Source organism: Nitrosomonas ureae, assembly GCF_900206265.1.
GTDB classification, from domain to species: Bacteria; Pseudomonadota; Gammaproteobacteria; order Burkholderiales; family Nitrosomonadaceae; genus Nitrosomonas; species Nitrosomonas ureae_C.
On record NZ_LT907782.1, the window covers coordinates 1,256,482 to 1,279,993 of the forward strand.

The 23,512-nt window shown below is 43.9% G+C and carries 20 protein-coding genes; 11 read left to right on the plus strand and 9 right to left on the minus strand.

Going from position 1 to position 23,512, the window contains the following annotated elements:
* Positions 1-229: 229 nt before the first annotated feature.
* The 4 genes from CPG39_RS05840 to CPG39_RS05855 all read left to right on the plus strand — a co-directional run bounded on the left by CPG39_RS05840 (position 230) and on the right by CPG39_RS05855 (position 6,813).
* Positions 230-2,581, plus strand: a complete 2,352-nt coding sequence (locus tag CPG39_RS05840) for a hypothetical protein (protein WP_096292479.1) — start codon at positions 230-232, stop codon at positions 2,579-2,581.
* A gap of 211 nt (positions 2,582-2,792) precedes the next feature.
* Positions 2,793-4,661, plus strand: a complete 1,869-nt coding sequence (locus CPG39_RS05845; RefSeq protein WP_096292480.1) for a hypothetical protein — start codon at positions 2,793-2,795, stop codon at positions 4,659-4,661.
* 90 nt (positions 4,662-4,751) lie between these two features.
* Positions 4,752-6,470, plus strand: coding sequence for a YbaL family putative K(+) efflux transporter (gene ybaL / locus CPG39_RS05850; protein ID WP_096292481.1), 1,719 nt, complete (start codon positions 4,752-4,754; stop codon positions 6,468-6,470).
* Positions 6,471-6,510: 40 nt separating this feature from the next.
* Complete coding sequence (locus CPG39_RS05855; RefSeq protein ID WP_096292482.1) at positions 6,511-6,813, plus strand: hypothetical protein; 303 nt, start codon at positions 6,511-6,513, stop codon at positions 6,811-6,813.
* Here CPG39_RS05855 and CPG39_RS05860 read toward each other — a convergent pair.
* Positions 6,810-7,214: a hypothetical protein gene (locus tag CPG39_RS05860; protein WP_096292483.1), complete on the minus strand. Its 405-nt coding sequence runs from the start codon at positions 7,212-7,214 to the stop codon at positions 6,810-6,812. The two genes, CPG39_RS05855 and CPG39_RS05860, sit on opposite strands and share 4 nt — an antisense overlap.
* 214 nt (positions 7,215-7,428) lie before the next feature.
* On the opposite strand from CPG39_RS05860, the gene CPG39_RS05865 reads away from it, so the two are divergent.
* The 5 genes from CPG39_RS05865 (at position 7,429) to CPG39_RS05885 (ending at position 13,392) form a co-directional block, all read left to right on the plus strand.
* A complete protein-coding gene (locus tag CPG39_RS05865; protein WP_096292484.1) occupies positions 7,429-8,706 on the plus strand; it encodes an NRAMP family divalent metal transporter in 1,278 nt (425 codons plus the stop codon).
* 22 nt (positions 8,707-8,728) lie between these two features.
* On the plus strand, positions 8,729-10,540 hold the full coding sequence (locus CPG39_RS05870) for an ABCB family ABC transporter ATP-binding protein/permease (RefSeq protein ID WP_096292485.1): 1,812 nt from the start codon (positions 8,729-8,731) through the stop codon (positions 10,538-10,540).
* 235 nt (positions 10,541-10,775) lie between these two features.
* Positions 10,776-11,636, plus strand: a complete 861-nt coding sequence (motA, locus tag CPG39_RS05875) for a flagellar motor stator protein MotA (protein WP_096292486.1) — start codon at positions 10,776-10,778, stop codon at positions 11,634-11,636.
* Between the two features lie 47 nt (positions 11,637-11,683).
* Entirely contained in the window at positions 11,684-12,622 is a 939-nt protein-coding gene (gene motB / locus CPG39_RS05880; protein ID WP_096292487.1) for a flagellar motor protein MotB, read from the plus strand.
* Positions 12,623-12,639: 17 nt separating this feature from the next.
* A complete protein-coding gene (locus tag CPG39_RS05885; protein WP_231990408.1) occupies positions 12,640-13,392 on the plus strand; it encodes a class I SAM-dependent methyltransferase in 753 nt (250 codons plus the stop codon).
* Positions 13,393-13,410: 18 nt separating this feature from the next.
* On the opposite strand, the gene cysS is transcribed toward CPG39_RS05885, so the two are convergent.
* Positions 13,411-14,790, minus strand: a complete 1,380-nt coding sequence (gene cysS / locus CPG39_RS05890) for a cysteine--tRNA ligase (protein ID WP_096294264.1) — start codon at positions 14,788-14,790, stop codon at positions 13,411-13,413.
* A gap of 141 nt (positions 14,791-14,931) precedes the next feature.
* Between cysS and CPG39_RS05895 the strand changes: the two genes are divergently transcribed.
* Positions 14,932-15,516, plus strand: coding sequence for a peptidylprolyl isomerase (locus tag CPG39_RS05895; RefSeq protein WP_096292489.1), 585 nt, complete (start codon positions 14,932-14,934; stop codon positions 15,514-15,516).
* A gap of 27 nt (positions 15,517-15,543) precedes the next feature.
* Entirely contained in the window at positions 15,544-16,035 is a 492-nt protein-coding gene (locus tag CPG39_RS05900) for a peptidylprolyl isomerase (protein ID WP_096292490.1), read from the plus strand.
* A 58-nt stretch (positions 16,036-16,093) separates the two neighbouring features.
* Here CPG39_RS05900 and CPG39_RS05905 read toward each other — a convergent pair whose 3' ends face one another.
* The 7 genes from CPG39_RS05905 to trpA form a co-directional block, all read right to left on the minus strand.
* Positions 16,094-17,272, minus strand: a complete 1,179-nt coding sequence (locus CPG39_RS05905; protein WP_096292491.1) for an O-succinylhomoserine sulfhydrylase — start codon at positions 17,270-17,272, stop codon at positions 16,094-16,096.
* 105 nt (positions 17,273-17,377) lie between these two features.
* The gene (purF, locus tag CPG39_RS05910; RefSeq protein ID WP_096292492.1) at positions 17,378-18,898 is read right to left on the minus strand and encodes an amidophosphoribosyltransferase; all 1,521 of its coding nucleotides are present in this window, start codon (positions 18,896-18,898) and stop codon (positions 17,378-17,380) included.
* 110 nt (positions 18,899-19,008) lie between these two features.
* Positions 19,009-19,515 carry a CvpA family protein gene (locus tag CPG39_RS05915; RefSeq protein WP_013646964.1) on the minus strand — a complete coding sequence of 169 codons (507 nt, stop codon included), beginning with the start codon at positions 19,513-19,515 and terminating at the stop codon, positions 19,009-19,011.
* Between the two features lie 83 nt (positions 19,516-19,598).
* A complete protein-coding gene (locus CPG39_RS05920; RefSeq protein ID WP_096292493.1) occupies positions 19,599-20,306 on the minus strand; it encodes an SPOR domain-containing protein in 708 nt (235 codons plus the stop codon).
* Between the two features lie 16 nt (positions 20,307-20,322).
* Positions 20,323-21,621, minus strand: coding sequence for a bifunctional tetrahydrofolate synthase/dihydrofolate synthase (folC, locus tag CPG39_RS05925; RefSeq protein WP_096292494.1), 1,299 nt, complete (start codon positions 21,619-21,621; stop codon positions 20,323-20,325).
* A 20-nt stretch (positions 21,622-21,641) separates the two neighbouring features.
* Positions 21,642-22,511 (minus strand): acetyl-CoA carboxylase, carboxyltransferase subunit beta, encoded by an 870-nt coding sequence (accD, locus tag CPG39_RS05930; protein ID WP_096292495.1) that lies wholly within the window; start codon positions 22,509-22,511, stop codon positions 21,642-21,644.
* 27 nt (positions 22,512-22,538) lie between these two features.
* Positions 22,539-23,402, minus strand: coding sequence for a tryptophan synthase subunit alpha (trpA, locus tag CPG39_RS05935; RefSeq protein ID WP_096292496.1), 864 nt, complete (start codon positions 23,400-23,402; stop codon positions 22,539-22,541).
* Between the last annotated feature and the right edge of the window lie 110 nt (positions 23,403-23,512).

Here is a 23,512-nt window from a genome sequence, read left to right on the forward strand (position 1 = left end):
AGCTTCATAAACTGCTTCTTAGTTGTAACGGTTCCTAAAATCAATCAGCAGGCTGACCAGCAACTCAACGATTTTCTCAAAACCACGGCAACGCTCGGGAACAAACAATCCATAGTACGATAAGTTATCCCCAAACCAATATTCAAAGCCTTGCCTTGACAGCAGAGTCCATGTAGTCTTCTCAAGTTATTAATCGTCTTAAATCAGACAGCTACAACTAAAGGAAATCATGAGTATTTTGCATAGATGGCATTTTTTCCGCTCCGGCGGTTTCGATCAAGTTCATTTAAACTCAAGCGCCGACTTAAAATCACTCGGCGAGCTCGACCCTAAACTCTGGGCGGCCCTGAGTTGCCCTACCGATCATTTGGAATTTGATGCTAAAACACTCGAATTCATAGATACCGATAAAGATGGCCATATACGCGTACCGGAGATTATTGCAGCCGTGAATTGGACCACATCCCTGCTAAAGAATCCGGAAGATATGATCCGGGGATCAAATTCCCTGCCTTTGAACGCTATCAATGATGACACGGCGGAAGGTGCTATTTTACTGGCCTCGGCAAAGGAAATATTGCTCAATATCGGCAAAGGCGAAGAGCCCGCAATCACCGTTGAAGATACGGCAGATTTAAACAAGATTTTTGCCAGCACAAAATATAATGGGGATGGCATTATTCCTTCGAGTACCGCGTCAGAATCCAATACTCAAACTGTCATTGAGGAAATCATTCTTTGTGTCGGAGCGGAGGAAGATCGATCGGGTTTGCCAGGCATCTCTGAAGAAAAAGTCAAACAATTTTATCTGGAAGCGAACGCTTTTTCTGAATGGTGGCGGGAGGCTGAGAAAGATTCGATCAACATTCTGCTGCTTGGCGATGAAACAGGTGTTGCCCAAGCCGCATTCGAGCGCGTTAAGGTTAAAATCGATGATTACTTTACACGCAGCAAATTGGCCGAATTTGATCAGCGCGCCAGTGATCCGCTGAATCCCGCACTAACCGAGTATGAAGCGTTGACCAGCAAAAATCTATCCACGGATTCTGAAGAAGTCGCTGCTTTTCCTTTGGCAAAAGTCGAAGCCAAAAAACCGCTTCCACTCGAAAATGGAATTAATCCTGCCTGGATCGAAGCGCTGGCTGAGTTTAAAAAGAAGGTTGTCACCCCACTGTTAGGCAATAAAGATAATCTAAGCCATGGAGATTGGCAGGAACTATGCAACAAGTTTTCCGCTTATCAGGCATGGTTGAAAGCCAAACGCGGCACTGCTGTTGAACCTTTAGGAATCAAACGTGTTCGCGCCATTCTGACAGGTGGATATCATGACAAAATCATGCAACTGATTCAGAACGACAAATCCCACTCCGGCACTGCGGATGCCATCAATTCGGTGGAAAAGTTAATTCGCTTTCATTGCCATCTTTTTCAACTATTGGATAATTTTGTATCTTTTCACGATTTTTATACGGCTCAGAACAAGGCCATTTTTCAGGCGGGATCGCTCTATCTGGATGGCCGTAGCTGCGATTTTTGCTTGCACGTTACTGACATCAACAAGCACAGCAGCATGGCAAATTTAAGCGGAACCTATCTGGCCTATTGCGAATGCCAACGACGAGGCGATGATAGTAAAAAAATGAATATCGCCGCAGCGTTTACGAACGGCGATGCCGACAATCTGATGGTAGGACGAAATGGCATTTTTTATGACCGCAAAGGCCAAGATTGGGATGCAACGATTGTAAAAATTATCGAACACCCTATCAGCGTTCGCCAAGCTTTTTGGTATCCGTATAAACGGATTGGCAAAATGATTGGTGAACAGATCGAGAAAATGGTCAGTGCCCGGGAAAAAGCAGTGCAAGACCAGGCTGTTTCCGGCATAACCAGCACCGCACAAACAACAGAGGCAGGTAAAGCCCCTCCCGCTCCATTTGATGTCGGCAAATTTGCCGGTATTTTTGCGGCAATTGGACTGGCCATCGGAGCGATTGGTACTGCGATTGCATCCGTCGTTACGGGATTCATCAGTTTAGTCTGGTGGCAAATGCCCTTGGCAATCCTTGGTCTGATTCTGTTGATCTCAGGCCCCTCGGTTATCCTTGCGTTTCTCAAGCTACGTAAACGCAATCTGGCCCCCCTCCTGGATGGCAATGGCTGGGCGGTAAATACGCGCGCCATCATCAATATTCCCTTTGGTGCTTCACTGACAAAAATGGCCAGCTTGCCGCCCGGTGCCCAGAGATCATTGGTTGATCCTTATGCCGAAAAAGAACGCCCATGGAAACTCTATTTGTTTATCATACTGCTGCTAAGCAGCATCCTATTATACCTTTGGACGAGTGATCACCTTACCCAAGGCTCTGGCGAAGAAACACAGAAACAACTCTCGGATAAGAAGAGTGGAGTCACCGCTGAGGACAAAGCAAAACTTGATAATCCCGCATCAGAAAATAAAATTCCTGACACATCCCAATCCGTGAACAGTTTACAATCCGATACCAAAGTTTCTACAGACAAGCAATCCGGATCGTCATCAGCAACAATTGTTCCCATACCCAAGCCAACAGGTCATTAAGAAACTGATTGATATTGTTTTAAACAACGAACCAAGATTGATGCAATCCTTGCCCAGGGAACTTGAAGAATTGTATCAATCTGACTAACTATCAATATCTTGACAGCCACTCGCCAATAAAGTCTACTATCAGCAACCTATCAGGCTTTGCATCCTAACTTGCAACAGTAAAACTCATCTCCGGCAGATTAATCAGGAAGGAATCATTGCGGTGTTTTCAGCGTTTAAAAATTTCAGTTTTATAACAGCGCTTGGCTATCTGGCATTTTCCGCAAGCTGGCTCGCATTTGCTTATTTCTTAGGGCGATTGATTCCGGATCAACAATTATGGTTTGCTTTGCTGGTAACACTCTTATTTGCCTTACCAATTTACTCTGCTGCTATTTATGCAGTAACCATACAAAGAATTTATCTTTCCAGTCAATTCAAGAAACTCGGTATTTTGCATTGGTTATTCACCCGGCGGATTTTGGCGTATGTCGCGTGGTTGCTGTGGTCGGTCATTTTTGCGTTTTTATTGCTGTTTTATCTCGGTGCGGCTGAGAAGCAGGAATGGATCGCATTTTTTGCAGCAATCCCCGTATTCGCAGCCATTTATGCTGTCTTTTCCCCTTTGGCCGCACGTGAATACAAACCCTACATTGCCGTGCACAAATCGTTATCCTGGTCACGCTGGGCAACGGCGCTGGTTATGGCAATATTTTTTGTGATTTTCATCAACCACAGTGATGTTAATCGCCAATATTCATCACTGGCTGAAGCAGTTATGACGGAAAGCAAGTATTTGGATGGAACAACAAACAGTGTTCTGATTCTTGAAACCAATCGGTTACTGGGTTTTATCGAAGGCATAAAGCGCTATGCACTCAGTAGCTTGCACTCATTCAGCAACGTGTTTTATTTAGGCGTGGTTTTTCTGGGCAGCTTGGTATTTTTCTTCAATGTAGCCTTGGGCATTTCCAGTTTTATGGTTCCGCTATCCGAATACCGCCGCGTATTTGCCCCGATACAGGATAGCGATGATCCGCCTGCGGTCTCCCCATGGGCTTGGGGTATCACATCCGCGTTAGCCACCTTTTTCGTTTTCTTCATTTATGTACCGTCTACTGTCTACGTCGATGCCTGGATGCGTTCCAATCCGGAAACTGTCGACGAAATTCGCGCTTCTCAGCAAATTGTCATTCAGACGGTGGAAAAAATTGGAGATGATTACTACCAGCCCGGAACTGCGGAACAAATCGAACAGGCTTATCTCGAAAGCCTGCACAAATTGGAAACTTCGATCGATCAATTGCGTAAAACCACCGAACTAGGATTTAATCAAATGATTGATAATGTGGATGATTATCTCGATTGGTATTATAGCTTGCCCGGCGAATATGAGCGTATTATCGCGCTTGCTACCGGCGTATTGGAAAACTGGATGGCGGAAAAACTGCAGAATTATCTGATGCAAGGCAATGCATTCGGTCCGGTACAGCAATCCATTGAAAGCCTGTTACAAAATAATCAGCAACTTCGCGCTGAACATTTGCAGAAAGTTGAGCGCATACTCAATGAAAATCGCGTTGATCTCATCGATAGCTCGCAACTTGAGATTGTCCGGCAAGCTTCGTTAAGCGCGCTGAAAGAACCTCCTACGCACAGTGTAATTGTCAATCTGGAAAACCGTATGCTGATTTCCGGCGGGATAGGTACCGCCGGTGCAATCACCGGTGCGATTGCCGGCAAGATCACAGCGAAAGTAGCCGGAAAAGGTATCATCAAGCTGGGAGCACAAGCGCTGATCAAAGTGACCGCCGGCAAAGCAGTTAGCGCTTTAGGCGGAGCGGCAGCGGGTGCTGCAACCGGCATGGCGTTAGGTTCATTCATTCCCGGTATTGGAACGGCCATCGGGGCAGCCATTGGTGGTATCATTGGCGGCATTACCATTGGATTAACAATCGAGAAATTACTCTTGATGCTTGAAGAAGCATTCTCGCGTGAAGAGTTTAAGCATCAAATCCTTGAGGCCATCGAGGAAGAACGTATCGAATTTGAGAAATTTTTAAATACTCCAATTTTACTGGACAAGCCCTGATGACATAGCCGGGAATTGAGAGACATCCATAAGTTTTCCTGAAACTCGATTGGCACGCCCTTACTGAACTACCTTAACTTTAAAATTTGAATGGAACATGACATTACACTGATCACCACGATCGCAGCAGGTTTTGGTTTGGCATTGATTTTCGGTTTTATCGCTGAAAAGCTGAAAACCCCCGCATTGGTTGGCTATCTATTGGCCGGAATTGCAATCAGTCCCGCCACACCGGGATTTGTCGCGGATATCGACATTGCCTCGCAATTATCGGAAATCGGCGTGATGCTGTTGATGTTTGGGGTCGGATTACACTTCTCCTTGAATGATCTGTTAGCGGTCAAGCGTATCGCCGTACCGGGCGCAATCGTGCAAATGACAGTTGCAACTTTACTGGGTATGGCCCTGGCTGATTGGTGGGGGTGGGATTTTGGTGCAGGGCTGGTGCTGGGTTTATCGTTATCCTGCGCCAGCACGGTCGTGCTCCTTAAAGCAGTTGAATCGCGGGGATTACTGGACACCATGACCGGCCGAATTGCGGTTGGCTGGTTGATTGTTGAAGATCTGGTTACAGTTCTGATTCTAGTGCTGCTGCCATCATTTGCCACCATGTTGGGCGGATCAAATAGCGCTGAGGCGACAACGGAACCCCTGTGGCAAACAATTGGAATCACTTTACTGTTAGTTTCGACCTTTATTGCAATCATGCTTATTGTCGGGTTGCGTGTATTGCCGTGGTTACTATGGCAGGTTGCCCGCACCGGCTCACGCGAACTGTTCACGCTGGCTGTAGTTGCCGCTGCCATTTGTATCGCCTATGGCGCTGCGGCATTATTTAATGTGTCGTTTGCATTGGGCGCTTTCTTTGCCGGCATGGTAATGCGTGAATCAAAATTCAGTCATCGCGCTGCGGAAGAATCCCTGCCGCTTCGTGATGCTTTCGCAGTGTTGTTTTTTGTTTCCGTAGGCATGTTATTCGATCCTGCCGTATTGATCGATGAGCCTATGCATGTTTTAGCGGTGGTCGCGATTATTATTGTGGGAAAATCGATAGCAGCTATGGTGCTGGTTCTGATTCTGCGTTATCCGTTAAATACTGCATTGACAGTGGCGGCCAGCCTTGGACAAATCGGCGAATTCTCGTTTATTCTGGCCGGTTTGGGGCTAACACTTGAATTGATGCCCGCGGAAGGGATGAGTCTGGTACTTGCGGGCGCGTTGATTTCTATTGCCTTTAATCCGATTGCATTTGCCGTTATTGCGCCTATCCGAAATTTGATCCTGAAGCATTCTGCCGTGGCTCGCAAATATGAAAGCCGGGATGATCCATATGCTGAGCTCCCGATGAGTACCGAACGCAAATATCTGCACGGTCAGGTTGTACTCGTCGGTTATGGTCACGTCGGCGAACGTATTGCACAGGCGCTTAAGGAACAGGATATTCCGTTTGTTGTTGCTGAGCAAAATCGTGAACTGGTACAGGATTTGCGGAAACAGAATATTAATGCGGTATCGGGAGATGCGACAGAACCCTCGGTATTAATCCAGGCGCATATCACCGACGCGGCAATGTTAGTCATTGCAATCCCCGATCCGTTAAATGTTCGTCAGATGATTGATACCGCACGTACCTTAAATCCTGAAATCGAGATTGTATTACGCACCCGCAATGAAGATGAAACGGTATTACTGCGCCAGGATAAGGTAGGCACCGTATTTTTCAGTGAAGAGGAGCTTGCTAAAAGCATGACTCATCATATATTGCAACGCTTTGATACAGATTTAGAGAATGGCACAGTAAAGTACTAAGTGAAAATTTTTGCGCACCCACAATAATGAGATCACTGCAATGTTAGAACAACTATATATCGGTATTAATCAAGATGAAAATGAAGGGCTTACCCATCTAGGACGCATTGTACGTGATGCCTGGGTGTTCGGCATTCTGCCCGACTCCGAGACCTGCGCAGGCTGGACTAGCGCACAAATGCAATCTCTGTATGAAAAAGTCTACGCTGCTTGGGAGCCCTATGCACACCTGCCAAGCCGTTTACCGGATGAATTACGTGAACGGCATGCACAACTGTATGCGCAAGCCATTGCAAGGGCGAAAGAGAAGGGCTGGGATACCGAACTGGATGACGATGATTAGCGTTTTACCGGAAAATGAAGAATCCGTGCCGCACCGTCCAACCTGGATTTGTTAATTAAGGCCTGTAATGCAAAGGGTAATTCTCTTTGCAATCGGATCATGATTTCCGCCATGTTCTCACGGTAATAAACTGCATCGTAAGTAACTGGCTGATTCAATGCATCACGATCTTGCCGCTGGAAATTGCACCAGGCGATATCAATCCAGCATTTGCGCTCCCCGTCAATAAACACAAATTCATTGCGATCGACAATGGCCATATATTGCATGGCACGGATAGGAACAAACAAATGCTGACTCGGACAGCGCTTTAATAAGGTAATGGCCAGATTATATGTATCTGCAGGTAAGTGACGAGTCTCTCGATAGATCTCCGGATCACGATAACAGGTAATCTCCATAATTGCTCCAATTAAGTATTTTAGATTGTTGCTACAACCCTTGATGCTTCCGCCTACTCGGTTGAGAAGCAAAATATCCATACTTGTGTTACCTTACCGCCGATAATCCGGGAACTCAAGATAATCAGCAATAATTTTTATTCACTCGCTAAACCAGGAAGTCAATTTTGTTGAGCCGACGAACAATCCCTATTGTTTCCCAGAACACCATGCTATGTCACCACCCAAGCTTTTAAACCATTTCATTTCACGCCTGGGCCCTGGATTACTCTATGCGGGCGCAGCTGTGGGGGTTTCTCATCTGGTTCAATCCACTCAAGCCGGCGGCATGTTTGGATTGGAATTAATTATTGCGATTATTATTATTCATTTAATCAAATACCCTTTCTTCGAATTCGGTCCGCGCTATACCGCAGCAACGGGGCAGCATATCTTGCACGGATATTTAAAACTGGGGAAATGGGCCATATGGCTTTATCTACTCTTATCGATATCGACCATGTTCATCGTTCAAGCCGCCATTACTGTAGTAACGGCTGGTTTAATAAAGAGTATTTTTGGTCTGGAGGGATTTGGTGGGCATGATCCGAAAATAATTGAATTTATTATCGGCAGTATATTACTGCTGTTTGCTTTGATTCTACTGGTCAGTGGTCACTATAAGCTTCTGGATAAACTGATGAAAATAACTATCCTGGTGCTCACAATCACTTCGGTTGCTGCTGTGATCATGCTGTTGTTTGACAACCCCGGACATCACAAATCCGCCACTATATTTTTCTCATTTTCTGATACGGCGCATTTAATCTTTTTGGCTACTTTTCTCGGCTGGATGCCCGCACCTCTCGACCTTGCCGTATGGCATTCCATTTGGGCTAAAAGCAAAAATGAGAGTAGCGGTAAGTTAACCAGCATGCAAGATGCCCTGTTCGACTTTAGAGTGGGTTATATTGGAACCGCTTTTCTGGCGATCTGCTTTCTATTATTGGGTGCGCTGGTGATGTATGGCAGTAACGTTCCTTTTGCGGCCGGAGGCGCTGCCTTTGCAGGACAATTGCTGGATATGTACAAACAGGCATTAGGCGAGTGGGCTTATCCCATTGTTGCCATCGCCGCACTGGCGACCATGTTCAGCACGACTTTGACCGTACTCGATGCTTTTCCACGCTCAATCAGCGCCTCCCTGGAATTATTATTCCCGCAAAAATCACTGCTGAATAATGAAAAAACCTATTTGGTCTGGCTATTGATCATTATTACAGGAACATTATTTATCCTCTTCTTTTATCTTACCTCGATGCGTGAAATGGTTAAAATCGCCACTGTCGTCTCTTTCGTTGCAGCCCCGCTTCTCGCCGTACTAAATATGCAAGCCGTATTTAGTAAAAATATGCCTGATCAGTATCGTCCGGGAAAACTGATGTGGATTTGGTGCTGGTCGGGGGTTGTCGCTTTGTCCGGATGCTCGATCACCTATTTGTTATTACTTTAATTTGCCTGCGAAATAATATTTGATGCGCCCTACCCGCCTTGAGAAGCCAGCGGCTACCCGCAGCAATCTTAAAACAATTGCAGCGCTGCTACCTTATTTATGGGAATTTAAAGTCAGAGTTGTGCTTGCGCTTAGCTTGCTGGTATTGGCCAAATTAGCCAATGTTTCTGTTCCATTGGTGCTGAAGGAAATTGTCGATGCCTTGGATCAAACGCGCGCCGAACTGACGCTACCCATTTTTTTGCTGCTGAGTTATGGCGTACTACGCCTGTGCAGCACTTTATTTGGCGAATTACGCGATGCCATCTTCGCCAAGGTGACGCAACGAGCGATCCGGCGCATTGCCAACAAAGTATTCAGCCACCTGCATTCCCTATCATTGCGTTTTCATTTGGAACGCCAGACCGGCGGCGTTTCGCGCGATATAGAACGCGGCACGCGCGGTATTTCATTCCTGTTGAATTTTATGCTGTTCAATATCCTGCCGACACTGCTGGAAATTGGTTTGGTATTGATCATCCTCATTAGCCAGTACGATATCCGGTTTGCCATCATCATTGTCTTGACCTTGTTGGCTTATATTGCGTTGACGCTGATCGTCACCGAATGGCGCATGATTTTCCGCCGCACCATGAATAATATGGACTCCAAAGCCAACACCCAGGCAATCGATAGTTTGTTGAATTACGAAACGGTCAAATACTTTGGCAATGAATCCTGGGAAGCCCGGCGTTACGATGAGCATCTTCAATCATGGGAAAAAGCCGCCATACGCAATCAAACTTCGCTGGCCGCGCTTAACGCAGGGCAAAGCGCAATTATTGCTGTTGGGGTCACACTACTCATGCTATTGGCAGCAGATCAGGTCATCGATGGCGATATGACGCTGGGCGATCTGGTGTTGATCAACGCTTTTATGCTGCAGCTCTATATGCCATTGCATTTCCTCGGCTTTGTATACCGTGAAATCAAGCATTCGCTTGCAGACATGGAACGCATGTTTACTTTGCTGGAAGAAAACAAAGAAATTCAGGACAAACCCACGGCAAAAATACTTGATGCCAAGAATGCAGCAATCCACTTTGATCGCGTCAATTTTAGCTATGAGTCTAATCGTCAAATCCTGTTTGATGTCAGCTTCGATATCCCTGCCGGGCAAAATATCGCCGTTGTAGGTCACAGCGGCTCAGGAAAATCCACACTGGCACGCTTGCTGTTCCGCTTTTATGACGTGCAATCCGGTTGCATCCGGATCAATGATCAGGATATCCGTGACGTCACGCAGCAAAGCTTGCGCAGTGCCATGGGCATCGTGCCACAAGACACCGTGCTATTTAACGATAGTATTTATTACAATATTGCCTATGGGCGCCCGGATGCCACGATGGATGAAGTTTATGCAGCAGCCAGGTCAGCGCATATCGACGATTTCATTGAGAGCCTTCCTGATAAATATGCAACCATCGTCGGCGAACGCGGCTTGAAACTATCCGGTGGTGAGAAACAGCGCGTGGCCATTGCCCGCACCATTCTAAAGAATCCTGCCATGCTGATTTTTGACGAAGCCACATCAGCGCTGGATTCACATTCAGAAAAACGGATTCAAGTCGAATTAAAGCGCATCGCAAAGAATCGAACGACATTGACCATAGCGCACCGATTATCCACCATTGCGGATGCTGACCAGATCCTGGTCATGGATCATGGACGCATCATTGAACGTGGCACACATCAGCAGTTGCTTGCCATGAACAGTAACTATGCGCGTATGTGGGAATTACAAAGACAACAAGAAATTGATCAAAACTTACCCCTAAATTTAACCGCTAGTTAACTCACCCATCCGCTATCATTGATAAATCAATCTGCATCAATGAGTTGAATACTGTATTTCTACAAATATCGCATGGCTCGTTTTCTTGTTATTGATCTGAATAAATAAAAAAACCGGAAAACGCAGGGAAAACCAACCTTTTCTTCAAGAATGATTAAAGTCGTGATGTGCTAACTTCTCACTTCAGAATTTGCCATCAAACAATTGCGTATTTACATTCTAGGGAGTCATCGCAATGCTCGTATCGGTTGGTTATCTCATTATTATTATTTCAGTATTTGGCGGTTTTGCGCTGGCAGGCGGTCACTTGGCTTCTTTATGGCAACCGGTGGAGGTTCTCATGATCGGGGGAGGCGCGATTGGCGCGTTTGTAGTTGGCAATTCCAATAAAGCGCTTAAGGCCACGATGAAGGCTTTGCCTACCGTTTTTAAAGGTTCCAAATATACCAAAGCGCTTTACATGGATCTGATGACATTACTTTATGAGGTGCTTGGAAAGATTCGCAAAGAAGGATTGATGTCCATTGAAGGGGATGTGGATGATCCGTCGAATAGTCCTATTTTCACCAAATATCCGGATATCTTGGCCGATCATCATATCACCGAATTTATTACCGATTATTTACGGTTAATGGTAGGCGGCAATCTTAACTCTCTGGAAATTGAGAGTCTCATGGATAGCGAACTGGAAACGCATCATCAGGAAGGGGAAGTGCCCGTTCATGTGGTAGCAAAACTGGGCGATGGACTACCTGCTTTTGGTATTGTTGCAGCCGTTATGGGCGTAGTACATACGATGGAATCCGTTCATCTTCCACCGGCTGAATTAGGCGTTCTGATCGCTGCAGCCCTTGTGGGTACATTCCTGGGAATTTTGCTAGCATATGGATTTGTCAGCCCACTCGCCGGTAAGCTGGAACACAATCTTCATGAATCCAGCAAAATGTTCGAATGCATCAAGATTACGTTATTAGCCAACTTAAACGGCTATTCACCTGTACTTGCGGTTGAATTCGGCAGGAAAGTGTTATTTACCACCGAAAGGCCTTCTTTCCTGGAATTGGAAGAACATGTTAAACAAAGTAAATCCAGGTAATTCATAGTCGCACCATAACACCTACAATTTAATTTGCGAGAATATTTATGGCTGATGATCTTTCACAGCGCCCCATAGTCATTAAACGAATTAAAAAGGTGGCCGGTGGCCATCATGGCGGTGCTTGGAAAATCGCCTATGCGGATTTCGTAACCGCCATGATGGCTTTCTTTTTGCTGATGTGGTTATTGGGATCATCAACTCAGAGTCAATTGGAAGGTATCTCGGAATATTTTAAAACACCGCTAAAAATTGCTTTCATGGGTGGCTCGAGCATTGGAGAAAGCAATAGCTTAATCAAAGGGGGCGGCACCGATCTTACCCGTCAGCACGGTCAAGTTAAGAATGGAGAAATTATTACTAACGACAAAGCCAATAAGCAGGCAATAAAAGTTATTAAAGAACGGATTGAGTTGGAAAAGCTCGAAGGGTTAAAAAAGAAAATCGAGGAAGCCATTCAGGCCAACCCACAATTGCAAAGATTTGCAAACCAACTGCTGTTGGATATCACCACGGATGGATTAAGAATCCAAATTGTGGATGAGCAAAACCGGCCGATGTTCGCCCTTGGAAGGGCCGAATTGCAACCTTATACCCGAACCATTCTGCGTGAAATTGGCAAAATGCTGAACGAAGTAACTAACAAAATCAGTCTTTCCGGCCATACGGACGCTAAACCCTTTCCGTCCGGTGATAAAGGTTACAGTAACTGGGAACTTTCCGCCGATCGGGCCAATGCTTCCCGCCGGGAATTGATTGTAGGTGGCATGGATGCTAACAAGATGCTGCAAGTTGTTGGATTGTCTTCGGCCGTATTATTTGATAAGGACGATCCCCTTAATCCCATTAACCGCCGGATCAGCATCGTGGTAATGAATGAGAAAGCGGAGAAAGCGATTACTATGGATAATCCCACGGTTGATATCGATATGCAGGAAGAGCCCACGAAAGATTTATTGCAACATCCAGGAACAAACGCTTTATAAACTTATAATTGATGACTATGATGAAATTTCGGCATCCGGTTATTATCGCTTTGCTCACTCAGATAGTCACCTTGATAGGGGTTGGTTTCTTTATCGGAATCCAATCGGTAATCGTTTTAAATATTTTTGCATGGGCTATCGTGCAGGGATTGCTGGCTGGGGTTGTGAGTTATTGCCTCAGAATGCCGCTGTGGTGGATTCCGATCCATTTTATTTTTATGCCCTTAGCGATTGCTGTATTAGCGCTGAATATTTCACCCACATGGTTCTTGATACTTTTTCTCTGCTTATTACTCACATACGGCAAGACTTATAAAACCCAGGTACCGTTGTATCTTTCCAGCAAAAGCGTGGGTCGGGCACTGGCGACATTACTACCCGAGCATGATCGGTTTTCCTTTATTGATCTTGGAAGCGGATGTGGGGGATTAGTCAGCAATCTGGCGAATATTCACAAAAACGGTTCTTTTTATGGCATCGAATATGCACCCTTACCTTTTCTGATCAGTCAATTAAGAAGCATGTTTTCTGCTTCGACCAGTAAAATCGTATGGGGTGATTTCTGGAAACATGATTTCTCAAACTATGATGTTGTATATGCCTATTTATCTCCGGTTCCAATGGCTTCGCTGTGGCAAAAAGTCAGTCAGGAAATGCGTCCCGGAAGTTTTCTAATCAGCAACACTTTTATTATTCCTGATATTCCACCTGATAAATGTATCAAGCTTAATGATTTCTCGAATTCAACATTGTATCTCTGGAAAATTTAATGCCTTGATTTCAATCGCCTATGCACGACGCCACGTCGTTCCTTGCGAACTATCTTCAAGAATGATGCCCTGTTCCTGCAGTTGTTTCCGGATTGTATCCGCATCGGAGTAACGTCCCTCTTTACGAGCGTTTATACGCTCCTGAATCAATTGCTCGACATCGTGGGCTGAGGAATTTAATTCGCTGCTAGCCGCCTTATTTTGCAGATATTCTTGTGGATTCTGCTGCAAAAGCCCTAGCAAGCCACCGAGCGCCTTAAGTAATCCAGCATGTTCTCTTGACCCTGTTTTGTTGATATCGCTGGCAAGATCAAATAATAGAGCAATTGCATCCGGTGTATTAAAATCATCGTCCATTGCCCGTTTAAATTTTTGTGCATAGGGATAATTCCAATCGACCCTAGCAACACCAATGGGCTCAACTTCTTTTAGCGCAATATAAAGGCGATCAAGTGCCAGTTTGGTGTCTTTCAAATGTTGATCTGAATAATTAAGGGGACTGCGATAGTGCGCACGCAAAATAAAAAAGCGCACCACTTCAGGTTGGTATAACTTCAATATCTCACGAACAGTAAAAAAATTGCCTAGAGACTTTGACATTTTCTCATTGTCAACGCGAACAAAACCATTGTGCATCCAGTAGTTGACGAATGGATGATCATGTGCTCCCTCACTTTGCGCAATTTCATTCTCATGATGTGGAAACTGTAGATCCTGGCCTCCCCCGTGAATATCAAAATGCTCCCCAAGAAATTGCTCACACATGGCTGAACACTCAATGTGCCAGCCTGGCCGTCCTGGCCCCCAAGGGGATTCCCAGAATGGTTCGCCGAATTTTGCTGATTTCCACAATACAAAATCCAAGGGGTCTTTTTTGCTTGAATCAATATCTACGCGCTCACCTGCCCGTAGATCATTCAAAGATTTACCGGAAAGTTTGCCATAACCAGGAAAGTTGTGAACAGAGAAATAAACATCCCCATTGTGAGCTTGATAAGCAAGATTCTTTTCAACCAGCGTACTAATCATACCAATCATGCTTTTAACATGGTGTGTCGCACACGGCTCATGAGTTGGTGATGAAACGCCTAATGCCGCAGAATCCTCATTCATGGCTTGTATAAAACGCTGCGTTAGTGCTTCAATCGATTCGTTATTTTCTTGTGCACGTTTAATAATCTTATCGTCAATATCAGTAATATTCCGTACATAGTTGATAGCAAAATCATTCGCTTCGAACCAGCGAACAACCGTATCGAATACAACCAGAACTCTCGCATGACCCAAATGACAATAATCATAAACGGTCATTCCGCACACATATAGCTTGACTTTCCCAGGCGTGATCGGAACAAAGTCTTGTTTTTCACGGGCGATTGAGTTATATATTTTAAGCATAAAGCCAATGGATAAAATTGTGGGATTACTTGTCTTTTTGATAGAATCCAGAACCTTCCCGGATGCAACCGGAATGGTCGATGAGTATAACATAATGTGGATTTGAATCTCTGCGCAACTAACAATGAGGACACACTAACCATGCATTTTCGCCAAATTTTGTTTTTTCTGTTTTTATTCTCATCTCCTCTGTATGCTAATGCAGAAAATATCAAAGTTGAAATGAAAACGAATGTTGGAAATATCGTCCTTGAGCTTTATCCTGATAAAGCACCCAAAACCGTTGAGAATTTTCTACAATATGTAGACGATGGTTTTTTCAGTAAAACGATTTTCCACCGGGTAATCGCTGGCTTTATGATTCAAGGCGGCGGATTCGATACCGCATTAAACCAGAAACCGACACGGGCACCCATTCGAAATGAGGCTGCTAACGATCTGAAGAATGAGCCCGGCACAATCGCAATGGCGCGAACGTCGGCTCCGCACTCTGCATCAGCCCAGTTTTTTATTAATGTCGCCGATAATAAATTTCTTAATTTTAAGGCACCTAATCAAAGTGGCTACGGTTATGCAGTATTTGGAAAAGTCATTTCCGGCATGGATATCGTCAACAAAATTGCATCAATGCCGACCGGATCAAAAGGTCCTTTCCCAAGCGATGTACCGAAAAACAATGTTATTATCGAAGAGATCATTAAACTACCCGTTAATATTCAACAATAAGAACGACAAATAAGCAAAGGATCAACAATGGTTAGATTAAAAACCAATTTAGGTGAAATAAAAATTGAATTGGATAACGAGAAAGCACCTGAAACCGTACAAAATTTTTTGGAATATGTAACCAACGGATTCTATGACAACACACTGTTTCATCGCGTTATCGATGATTTCATGATTCAGGGGGGTGGATTTGAACCTGGAATGAAACAGAAAACACCCCGAGCACCCATTCAGAATGAAGCCGCTAACGGCCTAAAAAATGATACTTACACCATAGCGATGGCACGTACCGCCGATGTGCATTCAGCGACAGCGCAATTTTTTATCAATGTAGCCAATAACGGATTTCTGAATTATAAAGATCCATCCTCGCATGGCTTTGGATATTGTGTATTTGGTAAGGTGGTTGAGGGCCAGGATGTGGTAGATAAAATAAAGAAAGTTAAAACTGGAAATTCTGCTGGACATCAGAATGTTCCTATTGATGATGTCATTATCCAGAAAGCTGAAGTCATTTAGTTACGTATTGAGAATCGTGTTCACTGATTTTGACTCATTGCCTTGCTAAATTCATTAGCTATAGCGCCAAGCCCCGGGCTAAATCAGTCTGAAGATCTTGCACTGATTCTAATCCGACTGCTATACGCAGCAACCCATTAGATATCCCTGCAGCGTCCCGTGCTTCCTGACTGATTCGCGCATGGGTTGTCGTAGCAGGGTGAGTCAACGTACTCTTCGCATCGCCCAAATTGGCAGTAATTGATATTAAGCGCGTCGAATCAATAACGCGCCAAGCGGCTTCCTTGCCCCCTTTAACCTCAAAGGAAACAATACCTCCACCTGATTTTTGTTGTTGCTTTGCCAACTCATATTGCGGGTGAGACATTAAACCGGGATAAAAAATACGCAACACATTTGGGTGTGATTCAAGCCATTGAGCCAGCTGCAGGGCATTTCTCGAATGCGTTTCTACACGAATCTTAAGTGTTTCCAGCCCCTTAAGTATAACCCAGGCATTGAATGCGCTAAGGGTCGGCCCGGCTGTGCGTAAAAATCCATAAATACCACCCTCTATTAATACATCGCGCTTGCCCAGCACAGCACCTCCTAATACCCTTCCCTGCCCATCCAAATATTTGGTAGCAGAGTGAATGACAATATCTGCGCCCAGCTCAAGCGGCTTTTGCAAGACTGGGGTGCAGAAGCAGTTATCGACAACTAACCAGATATTCGATTTCTTCGCAATCTCAGCTAATGCAGAAATATCAGATACTTCCGTCAATGGATTAGAGGGAGTTTCCAGAAAGAAAAGCTTGGTATTTGTTTGTATGGCAGCTTGCCATGAATGTACATCAGTCGCCGACACAAATGTCGTTTCAATATTAAATTTCTTAAGTATGTTATTGAATAAATTTACTGTTGCACCAAATAAGCTCCGCGATGCTACGATGTGGTCACCGGCAGATAACAATCCCATGACACAGGCAAGTATTGCGGACATGCCGGAAGATGTCGCAATACACGTCTCGGCATTTTCCAACGCAGCAAGCCGCTCTTCAAATGCTGTCACAGTAGGATTCGTAAACCGGGAATAGATATTGCCAGGCTCATCCCCGGAAAAACGGGCAGCGGCTTGTGCGGCACTATCAAATACAAAACTCGAGGTTAAATACATCGCCTCTGAATGCTCGTTAAACTGGCTACGATGGATGCCAGTATGTAGCGCAAGCGTTTCTGGCTGTAAGTGATTAGACATATAACGGGAACCTCAAGCAATGATTAATTTTCAGAATTTATGGCGATTTGGCACGAATCATTTTTGAATCGGCTTGTTGGATATCTTTATTTTTTTCTAAAAACACTATTCAGAAAAAACCAAACTCAGATCCAATTGAGTATTGTATCTGTTGTAATGTGATAATTGACTTGAATTTCTTTGAAACTCAAGAGAATTCAAATAATCCGGCGTCACATCCCCAGTAATATAGATTCCATCAAAACATGAGGTCTCAAACTTATTGACAGCGGGTGAAACAACTGAAACCGCACGATTGAGGGCATCCGAGTCTTGGAAAATCAGATAATCTGCGTCGATTTCAGCACAAATTTCATCCGTATTGCGATCGGTTGCGATTAGTTCTTGGCGCGTTGGCATATCGATACCATACACATTGGGGTATCTCACCGGAGGGGCTGCTGAAGCAAAATAAATCTTGTTTGCACCCGCCTCGCGCGCCATCTGTACAATCTCACGACTTGTAGTGCCCCGTACAACGGAATCGTCGACCAGCAAAACATTCTTGCCACGGAATTCTATACTCATTGCATTTAATTTTTGCCGCACCGATTTACGCCGTTGCTGTTGTCCCGGCATAATAAAAGTCCGGCCAACATATCGATTTTTAACGAAGCCTTCACGAAAATTTACGCCCAAACAATTAGCCAACTGTAAAGCGCAGGGACGGCCTGAGTCCGGTATGGGAATAACCACATCAATATTTAAGTGAGACATTGATTTTTTAATTTTCTCAGCCAGATACTCTCCCATATTTAACCGTGTTTCATAAACGGAGATTCCATCAATGACAGAATCAGGTCTGGCTAAATATACATATTCAAAAATACAAGGACTTAATGAAAAAGCTTGAGCACATTGTTTATTATAGAAATTACCGTTTTCATCAATAAAAATTGCTTCTCCAGGGCCTACATCACGTATCAACCTGAATCCCAGTGTATCCAAAGCAACACTTTCGGAAGCAACCAGATATTCATCGCCCATTTCATTTTCCGCAGTTCCAAATACCAGGGGACGGATTCCGTAAGGATCACGAAAAGCGAGTAATCCATATCCGGCAATCATAGCCACAACCGCATATGCACCTTTGCAGCGCCTATGTACGCCAGCTACTGCAGAAAAAATAGCTTCAGGATCAAGTTGACAATTGCGCGTACTTTCTTGTAATTCATGTGCAAGAACATTCAAAAGTACTTCTGAATCGGAATTGGTATTCACATGCCTTAGATCAGTTCTGAACAACTCCTGATTAAGCTGCTCGGCATTCGTCAGATTCCCATTATGACTGAGTACAATACCAAACGGGGAATTCACATAAAAAGGCTGAGCCTCGGCCGGAGAGCCTGCAGACCCGACAGTGGGGTAACGTACGTGACCGATACCCATATTCCCGGTCAGCGCCCTCATATTTCTAGTGCGGAATACATCCCTTACCAGACCCAGCCCTTTATGCATGTGAAAGGTGTTGCCTTGTGCTGTTACTATACCGCTAGCGTCTTGTCCGCGATGCTGCAGCATTAACAAGCCATCATAAAGTAATTGATTAGCCGGTGATTTTGCCACAATGCCGAGAATTCCACACATAGAACTACTCCGTAAATTTTGCCTTAATCAGCTTTAAAAATGGATATAAATTTGCTTATTAAATAATCACTTGCAGATAAGCATAGCAAACTTTACTGATCCAGGACATTTTAAGAACTTTCCCTTCGTTCATAATTGATATGTTTTGATAAGTCATTAGGTAGCCAGGGTAATATTTGTAATGCGATCGCCTCCAGTGGCTTACTTAACACAGCTTGCTGCCAAAAAACCTGGCTAGGAATTGTCGTTAATCCAGCAATCAGAACCAATAGCATTACAATAATTAAGGCTCGTAGAAAACCAAATATTGAACCTAATATTCGATCAATAAACCCCAATCCTATACCCTTGATAAGCGCAGCCAGTAACATGGTTATCAATGCCGTGACTAGCAATACCGCAAGAAAAGTCAAAACAAACGTGATGGAGAATCTTAATGTCTCTCCAGTTATTTCAACCGGCAGAAATTGCTCAAAAAAGGATGTATAAGCACCGGCAACGATAAACGCGACCACCCACCCCGCAATAGCCAATGATTCTCGTACAAACCCACGAAAAATACTTAAAATTACAGATACAAAAAAAATACTGAGAACAACATAGTCAAAAACGGTCATTGATCAAAATTAATACAATTCGCTGAATAATCTTATTTAATTGAAGAAATCCCATTTTAAGGGAGTATTGTTTGGATTAATACTTACCTGGGAATTATTACTCCGTCCAATCCAATATTCTTTAATTTCTTTAATTCGTTATCAGCTGCCCCTCGTGCCATAAAAGGCCCAATGCGCACGCGCGTTACTTCCTTATTATCAACTTTGAGTGTTTCGGTATAAGCATTAAAACCTCTTGACACTAAATTGGCATGTTGTTGTCTGGCTTTCGATTGATCTGAAAATGCACCTAACTGAATAACAAATCCTTTTACTGAATCCGATGAGGGTTGGGAAATCTTGGCTGTTTCAGTCGTACCAGCCACTGCAGGAGGTGTATTTATAGCGCTACGCACTGAGTTTGCATTGTTTGCACTCAATATTTCAGCAGATCGTTTATCAAATTTAGGCTTAATACCGGGAATGGGTATACCTCCGGATTCGTAAGAGTGTGCTTCAATGATTTCCTCGATATCTTGAGTATAAATTTCAGGCTCATTCTGCAATTCAGTGGTTGCGCTCATATCACTAAAAGATTCATGAGTCCTTTGTTCCGCACTGGAAACTATAGTAGTTCTATCAACTCCTGGTAAATTAATAGCAATTTCATGCGTTTCATCGCCCGGTTTAGGCTCATCAAATATGGCTGGTAAAACAATGATGGAAACAAGAACCAGAATTATTGCTCCGACCAAACGCCTCCTGGCACGTTTCCGAAGCAGTAATTCTTCTTCAGTAATATTTTTAGTCATAAGCAAATCCAGATGATTACTTGCTCTGATGAGTGTTTAAGTATCGCAACACATCACCCACCGTATAAAAAGATCCAAACACGCAAATTCTATCATTTTTACCTGCTTGTTCACAGGCAAAAACAAAAGCGGAAATAGTATCGGAAAATTTGCGGATCCTATCATTCGCAACTTCAGCTTCATAAAGCTCATTAATCAAATAATCAGCAGCAGCGGCTCGAGAAGCATCAACAGACGATACGAACCAGTAATCCATATCATTTTTCAAGGCCTGGATAACGCCACGGATATCCTTATCTTGCAGCATAGCCATAATTGCAAAAGTTTGTCCGGTTGGTCTTGTTGCACGTAAGTTTTGTGACAGTACCATCGCAGCACCGGGATTATGTGCGACATCCAAAATTATGAATGGCTGTGTCGAAACCACTTGAAATCGCCCTGAAATAACCGCCTCGATTAAACCCTGACGTACATTACTCATACTGACGGGCAGTGTCTCCTCCAATGTATCTAGAGCCGCCAAACAAGTACTGGCATTTTGTAATTGTTTCTCCCCCCTTAAAGCCGGAAATGGAAGAGAATAGCGTTTATTTTTCGGCCCCCAAAAATCCCAATGCATCTCTTGTTTTAAAAAACCGAAGTGTTTATTAATCCGATACAAGATTGCATCGTTGTTTTCAGCTTGCTGGATAACCGACTGTGGTAAATCAATTTCCGCACAAATTGCCGGTTTGTTTTTTCTAAAAATCGCAGCTTTTTCAAAACCTATTTTTTCCCGTGTATCCCCAAGGTAATCAATATGATCAAGATCGACACTCGTCAGAATTGAGCAATCAGCATCAAATATATTAACCGCATCAAGGCGCCCTCCTAACCCAACCTCTAGAACCGCCGCATTGACGCCCGCTTGGACAAAACAATACATTGCAGCCAATGTACCCACTTCGAAATAGGTTAAGGAGATGTCTCGAACTTTGCAAGCTGAATAGATCTGCATAAAAGCATTGCAAAGCCTCTGATCATCAATGTTTTTTTTACTGATACGTATTCGTTCATTGTAGTGCAGTAAGTGAGGAGAAGTGTAACAGCCAACTTCATACCCTGCACAATAGAGTATGGATTCAAGCATCGTGCAGACAGATCCTTTACCATTCGTTCCACCGACTATTATGATAGGAAACTGAGGATGCAATGCAAGTTCTGATCGAATCAGATTGATTCGATCCAGTCCCAATTCAATCGTTTGAGGGTGAAACGCTTCGAAATAACTTAACCAATCTGTAGCGGAAACAGGAAGCTTACCTGGCACATTCATTGCCTTTGGTTGGTCCAGATTTAAGATACCGGTGTCGGAATACGCATTAATTGCGTGCAAATATTGACGATTCTGTCGCGCATTTGCCTACGATCGACAATCATATCAATCGCGCCATGTTGCAATAAAAATTCAGCGCGCTGAAAACCTTCGGGAAGCGTCTGGCGTACAGTCTGCTCAATCACACGTGGACCAGCAAAACCGATAAGTGCACCTGGCTCTGCAATTACCACATCCCCGATAAAAGCAAAGCTTGCGGATACTCCACCCATGGTAGGATCTGTCAAAACTGAAATATACGGGAGCTTATTGCGGCTCAATTGAGTCAACACGGCCGTTGTTTTAGCCATTTGCATTAGGGAAAACAAGCCTTCTTGCATACGCGCACCTCCACTCGCACTGAAGCAAATAAACGGGATGTGGTTATCAATACAAGCTTTGACACCTCGAACAAATCGCTCACCAACAACAGAGCCCATCGATCCACCCATAAAACCAAACTCAAATACAGCAATAACAACGGGAACTTTCTTAATAGTTCCTTGCATGACTACTAGAGAATCATCTTCATCAGTATTTTCCTTGGCTTGCGTCAGTCGATCAACATAACGCTTGCTATCCTTGAATTTTAATGCATCGGTTGCAACTACTCCAACACCAATCTCAAGTCGTCCTTCGGGATCCAGCAACTGATCGAGGCGATCCCTGGCAGAAATACGATTATGAAAATCACATTTTGGGCAAACATTCAGATTTTTAGCCAGATCCGTGTAGTATAAGACTGCTTCACAAGTGACACACTTACTCCACAAACCTTCTGGCACTATTTTTTTTTCGCCGGCTTCTTTGCGTTTAATTTTGGGCGGAATGATATTCTGAAACCAACTCATAAAAACTGTTCCCTCGAATGTCTTACTCTAATTCTCATTAATAGCATCACGTAGCGCTTTTATCTGATTCCCGACATTTCTTAATAAATCTGACTCAGAAGACTTCTCAATTTCCTCAATTATTCTGCTACCTACAACCACAGCATCTGCCAATTCTGCAATCGCCCTGGCTGTCGCACCATCGCGTATGCCAAATCCAACGCCGATTGGCAAGGAAATATACTGACGCAATTCTTCCAGCTTGGTGCCGACATCCTGCAGATCAAGGTGCGATGCACCGGTAACCCCTTTTAGAGAAACATAGTAAATATAGCCTTTCGCTATCTTTGCCACTTGCTCGATGCGCTGTTGATGCGTTGTGGGAGACAATAAAAAGATTGCATCAATTTGATGCTGCTCCAAACATTGTACCCATTCACTTGATTCTTCCGGAGGATAATCAACAATAAGCACGCCATCAACCCCACAGTCTCTCGCTTTAACAGCAAATGAAATATGACCTAGTGCTTCAACAGGATTTGCATATCCCATCAAAACAACTGGCGTATTTGTATTTATTTTTCTGAATTCAACCACCAACTTCAACACATCATCCAGACTAACATGATGTTTTAAAGCTCGTTCTGAAGATCTTTGAATAGTAGGCCCATCTGCCATGGGATCGGAAAAAGGAACCCCCAACTCAATAATATCAGCACCTGACTCAACCAGTTGATGCATCAATGGAACAGTATATTTTGGATGTGGATCACCCGCCGTAATGAAAGGAATCAAAGCCTTCCGATTTTGTTGTTTTAATTTGGCAAATGTTTTAGCAATACGATTGGTTCTTTTAGCATCGCTTTGCCCGCTAAAAAAATTTAGTAAATTTTTAATACTATCTAGGCTCATCTACTTAATCCGTTCTCGACTCTCTTCAGAGAATTACTATAGAAAAACTCTAAAAATCCATATTTAGTCACAATATATTTTTGCTCATAAGAAATATTTATTTACATATC

Excerpts from the sequence above, each read along its gene's own strand:
- CPG39_RS05840 (WP_096292479.1), top strand. The coding sequence starts at position 230 with ATGAGTATTTTGCATAGATGGCATTTTTTCCGCTCCGGCGGTTTCGAT.
- ybaL (WP_096292481.1), top strand. The coding sequence starts at position 4,752 with ATGGAACATGACATTACACTGATCACCACGATCGCAGCAGGTTTTGGT.
- CPG39_RS05855 (WP_096292482.1), top strand. The coding sequence starts at position 6,511 with ATGTTAGAACAACTATATATCGGTATTAATCAAGATGAAAATGAAGGG.
- CPG39_RS05860 (WP_096292483.1), bottom strand. The coding sequence starts at position 7,214 with ATGGAGATTACCTGTTATCGTGATCCGGAGATCTATCGAGAGACTCGT.
- CPG39_RS05865 (WP_096292484.1), top strand. The coding sequence starts at position 7,429 with ATGTCACCACCCAAGCTTTTAAACCATTTCATTTCACGCCTGGGCCCT.
- CPG39_RS05870 (WP_096292485.1), top strand. The coding sequence starts at position 8,729 with ATGCGCCCTACCCGCCTTGAGAAGCCAGCGGCTACCCGCAGCAATCTT.
- motA (WP_096292486.1), top strand. The coding sequence starts at position 10,776 with ATGCTCGTATCGGTTGGTTATCTCATTATTATTATTTCAGTATTTGGC.
- motB (WP_096292487.1), top strand. The coding sequence starts at position 11,684 with ATGGCTGATGATCTTTCACAGCGCCCCATAGTCATTAAACGAATTAAA.
- CPG39_RS05885 (WP_231990408.1), top strand. The coding sequence starts at position 12,640 with ATGATGAAATTTCGGCATCCGGTTATTATCGCTTTGCTCACTCAGATA.
- cysS (WP_096294264.1), bottom strand. The coding sequence starts at position 14,790 with ATGCTTAAAATATATAACTCAATCGCCCGTGAAAAACAAGACTTTGTT.
- CPG39_RS05895 (WP_096292489.1), top strand. The coding sequence starts at position 14,932 with ATGCATTTTCGCCAAATTTTGTTTTTTCTGTTTTTATTCTCATCTCCT.
- CPG39_RS05900 (WP_096292490.1), top strand. The coding sequence starts at position 15,544 with ATGGTTAGATTAAAAACCAATTTAGGTGAAATAAAAATTGAATTGGAT.
- CPG39_RS05905 (WP_096292491.1), bottom strand. The coding sequence starts at position 17,272 with ATGTCTAATCACTTACAGCCAGAAACGCTTGCGCTACATACTGGCATC.
- purF (WP_096292492.1), bottom strand. The coding sequence starts at position 18,898 with ATGTGTGGAATTCTCGGCATTGTGGCAAAATCACCGGCTAATCAATTA.
- CPG39_RS05915 (WP_013646964.1), bottom strand. The coding sequence starts at position 19,515 with ATGACCGTTTTTGACTATGTTGTTCTCAGTATTTTTTTTGTATCTGTA.
- CPG39_RS05920 (WP_096292493.1), bottom strand. The coding sequence starts at position 20,306 with ATGACTAAAAATATTACTGAAGAAGAATTACTGCTTCGGAAACGTGCC.
- folC (WP_096292494.1), bottom strand. The coding sequence starts at position 21,621 with ATGAATGTGCCAGGTAAGCTTCCTGTTTCCGCTACAGATTGGTTAAGT.
- accD (WP_096292495.1), bottom strand. The coding sequence starts at position 22,511 with ATGAGTTGGTTTCAGAATATCATTCCGCCCAAAATTAAACGCAAAGAA.
- trpA (WP_096292496.1), bottom strand. The coding sequence starts at position 23,402 with ATGAGCCTAGATAGTATTAAAAATTTACTAAATTTTTTTAGCGGGCAA.